This window comes from Hyphomonas oceanitis SCH89, assembly GCF_000685295.1.
Classification (GTDB): Bacteria; Pseudomonadota; Alphaproteobacteria; order Caulobacterales; family Hyphomonadaceae; genus Hyphomonas; species Hyphomonas oceanitis.
In genome coordinates, this window is record NZ_ARYL01000084.1 from 1 (window position 1) to 3793 (window position 3793).

The 3793-nt window shown below is 60.8% G+C and carries 4 protein-coding genes; 2 read left to right on the plus strand and 2 right to left on the minus strand.

Annotated elements, in window-relative coordinates:
* Nucleotides 1-1297 (minus strand): IncP-type conjugal transfer protein TraG (traG, locus tag HOC_RS20120; protein WP_035542195.1); only part of this gene is annotated, 1297 nt, incomplete at its 3' end.
* Between the two features lie 201 nt (nucleotides 1298-1498).
* Here traG and HOC_RS20125 point away from each other — a divergent pair.
* Both HOC_RS20125 and HOC_RS20130 read left to right on the plus strand, forming a co-directional pair.
* A complete protein-coding gene (locus tag HOC_RS20125) occupies nucleotides 1499-1840 on the plus strand; it encodes a type II toxin-antitoxin system RelE/ParE family toxin (protein ID WP_035542197.1) in 342 nt (113 codons plus the stop codon).
* The gene (locus tag HOC_RS20130) at nucleotides 1837-2130 is read left to right on the plus strand and encodes a helix-turn-helix domain-containing protein (RefSeq protein WP_035542201.1); all 294 of its coding nucleotides are present in this window, start codon (nucleotides 1837-1839) and stop codon (nucleotides 2128-2130) included. The genes HOC_RS20125 and HOC_RS20130 overlap by 4 nt, the downstream gene beginning before the upstream one ends.
* Nucleotides 2131-2171: 41 nt before the next feature.
* On the opposite strand, the gene HOC_RS20135 is transcribed toward HOC_RS20130, so the two are convergent.
* The coding region (locus HOC_RS20135; protein ID WP_035542205.1) for a DUF3363 domain-containing protein at nucleotides 2172-3793 on the minus strand (1622 nt) is incomplete at its 5' end.

Sequence of the window (3793 nt, forward strand, 5' to 3'; positions counted from 1 at the left end):
TGCCATAGCCTGCGAGGAACGCGAGCGCCGTCTCGAAGAAATCAAGCCGTCCGAGTGCCGGGAACTCATCCAGCATCAGAAGCACCTTGCGGCGGCCGGGATCCGGCAGGCTCTCTGTAAGCCTTCGCCCAACCTGGTTCAGAATCAGCCGCATCAGCGGCCGTGTGCGTGATATGTCGGAGGGTGGCACCACGAGATAGAGCGATACCGGGCGTTCGGCCTCGACCAGGTCCATCACGCCCCAGTCGCTGGTTGATGTCAGGTCTGCAATAATGGGATCGCTGAACACTTCGAGCAGAGTCAGTACCGTCGACAAAACGCCAGAACGCTCATTTTCCGATTTGCTCATCATCGCTCGCGCGCCCCTGGCCACATAAGGATGAACGCGCGATCTTCCGTTCGCGGCAACGAGATGCTGTGTCGTCTTCATCATCTGAATGGTCTGCGTGATCGTCCGGTCCGGATGAGCAAGAAACTCCGCGCAGCCCGCCAGCGACTTGTCCTCCTCGGCGTAGAGCACATGCAGCATGACTGCGACGAGAAGCGCGTAGCCCGTCTTGTCCCAATGGTCGCGGCTCTCATGACTGCCAACCGGATCCACCAGAATGTCGGCAATGTTCTGGACATCACGCACTTCGAACCTGCCCTTGCGCACTTCCATCAGGGGATTGTAGCGCGGCGACATTTCATCCGTGGGATCAAACCGGATACAGGGGCCGAGCTGCGCGCGCCAGCCTGAAGTCAGCTGCCAGTTCTCGCCCTTTATGTCATGTATGACCGCGCTGCCTGTCCAGGATAGCAGCGTAGGAACGACAAGACCTACCCCCTTGCCCGAACGCGTCGGCGCAAAGGCCAGCACATGTTCGGGTCCGTCATGGCGCAGGTACTGGCCTTCAAGCTGACCGAGAAACACCCCTTCCCCGCCAAGCAGGTCAGCCTTCACCATATCCCGCTTCTCCGCCCAGCGGGCAGAGCCATAGGTTGTTACCCCCTGCTCCCAGCGTGATCGCCACACCGAACCGATCACAGCAGCGACAATGCCGAACAGGCCGCCGCTTGCCGCGATCGCCCCGCCTTTGGCAAATACCGCCGGCGCATAGGCTTCATAGGCATACCACCACTGGAACAGACGCCAGGGCCTGTAGACCGGCCAGCCATCCAACTGGAACCAGGGTCGCCCAAGCCCCCGCTGATAGCCAAGCTCATAAGCCGTCCACTGCGTCGCCCCCCACATCGTCAACACGATGATTGTGAGGACGATCAGGAACTGGCCAATCAGGATTCTGGAAGGTGACATGAGAAAGGACTCCGGCGCAGGACAAACGCGGCCAGTGTCAGGCGTTCTCGTTATCGCGACCAGTGTGAATGGCGGCAAAAGGCTGCAACGGTCGGACGTGAGTTCTCAACCGGTGATAAACGCGTTACCCACCGGATCTGATCAGAGCGCGGACTACGTCATTGACATATACGTCATTGACGTATATATGGAGCAACAGGAATGGCGCATCAAACGGTTATTGAAACACCTGAGTTCATAAAGCGCGCGAATGCTGTTGGTATGTCAGATGAAGACCGGATGGATGTCATCGACCAGCTGGCCGAGAATCCCGAGGCTGGCATCTCGCTCGGAGGCGGTCTGCGAAAGGTCCGCATTGCAAGACGCGGTAGCGGGAAGAGCGGCGGCTATCGTGTGCTCCATTTCTACCGCGCCCCGGACATGCCGCTGTTCCTGCTGACTGTGTTTGCCAAGAACGAGCAGGCAAATATCTCCCGGTCTGAAAAGGCCGATCTCATCAAACTCTGCGATCTGATCGCGGAAACCTATGGAGCCAGAAAATGAGCGACGCATACAAGAGCATCAAGCAAGGCCTTGAAGACGCTCTCGCCCACGCCAAGGGCAAGGATGTGGGCGCGCGCGTCCATCAGGTTGAGGTCCCGGAGCCAGATGTGGTCGCGATCCGCGCCCGCGCCGGCCTCTCACAAGCGGAGTTTGCCCGGAGTATTGGTGTAGCGGTCGGAACCTTACGCGGCTGGGAGCAAGGACGGCGCAGGCCAGACGGTCCGGCAAGGGTATTGCTGGCCCTGATTGAGAGGCGGCCTCGCATTGTTCAGGATGAATTACAAAGCTGACCTAAGCCGACCACCAGACGTTCAACAGGCCGACCTTTCACTCATCTCGATATACCGCGTGTCCTTCCGGGCTGGAATGTCCATCCCGCTCCCCTCGCCTTTTGCTCCAGTATAAGGCTCTGTCCCCGATAGCGTTCCAGTTCATGTCGCCATGGCACCAGGGCGAATGTCTTTTGGTTTCCAACAAGGGCCATGCGCCCCTGCGCGAGATCCACCGTCAGCTCAAATTTCCCTTCAAAGGCCTGCCCATCGTCAGCCATCAACTGCGCGCGCCCCGAACGTCCAGCTTCGCGCGCCCCTGCCCTGCCCAGTTCCTCTGCTCTCAACTGGACCCGCGCTGCGTTTGAGAGCGCCTGCGCATCCGGCCCAAGCAAGCCTTCCTCCTGAAGGAACGCAAGGCGCGCCCGCAGGGCGGTCAGGACACGTTCAGACAGCTCCCCATCCCCCGCAGCCCCGACATCATCAAGCCAGGTCAGCGCTCTTGCGTTCACCTGGCTTTCCAGCGCCATCCATGAGCGCACCCGCACCGACACGTCTCCTTTGCCAGCCTCGAACGCGGCGGCCTGCTCGAGATAGTCGTGCGGAATCTCCCAGATCCCGTCCGCTCGCCTGTCTGCAATGCCTGACCGGCGAAGCGCCTCCAGCCGTCGTTTGTGTGCCAGCCGATAAGCTGAAGAAGATGCCGGATCTGCCGCCAGATGCAGCGCGTAAGAATAAAGCCCGCCAGACCGCTCTGCGATGCCTGCAATCACATGATCTGCCTTGCGCGCCTCAGCCTGCCTGGCGCCGACCTCAACAACCGCGCCTTTGGGTGGCATCTCACCCGGTCCCAGATTGCGTGCAGGCACATACCAGGCCGCCCCCTTCGTATCCTCGACGATCAGAAAGCGCGTATCGCGTAACTCATCGACAGGACCTTGCGAAAGCACCACGCCGGAAAACGGCGCGCGATCTGCACCTCGCTCCTCCAGAAACCGGACCCCGACAGATGCATGCTCGGGAGAGAGGCCCGCCGACAAGGACCGGATGATGTCGCCGCGACGCCCAATGGCCTGCAAGGCCTTTTCCCAACCAAGTTTCAGACGCCATGTCGCCTGCCCCGTCTTCTCAGCCAGATGGAGCCCTTCAAGATGTCTCAGGCGTTGTCGATGAAGCGCCTGGCGGAAGCGGTCAGCTGATCCGCTCGCGCCCACGACTACCACCCTTCCGCCCTGCGCCAGACCTGAGAGTTCCCTGTCGAGCCCCGTAAACCGGTCCTGACCGACTTCACGCCGCGCAGCATTTGCGATGTCCATGTCGCGGCGGGGCCCAAGCGCCTCGGTCACGACCTGCTGCGCCCGTCCGCGAAGCCCCTTCATCAGATAGTCCGGCGCGATGACGAGATCGGTGCCGTCTGCACCGCGTCCCCGCACAATGACATGCGTGTGGGGATGACCGGTATTATGGTGATCGACCGCTACCCAGTCGAGCGGTGTGCCGACGTCCTGTTCCATCTGTTTCATCAGCTGGCGCGTCGTCGCCTTCAGGTCCCCTAGCGCCGTGCCATCCTCTGGCGACACAATGAACCGGAACTGATGGCGATCATCGCTGCTGCGTTCCAGGAACGCCTTGCCATCGGCCTGTTCACCTTTGCGGTCATAGAGCTGGCCTTGCCTGCCGTCCC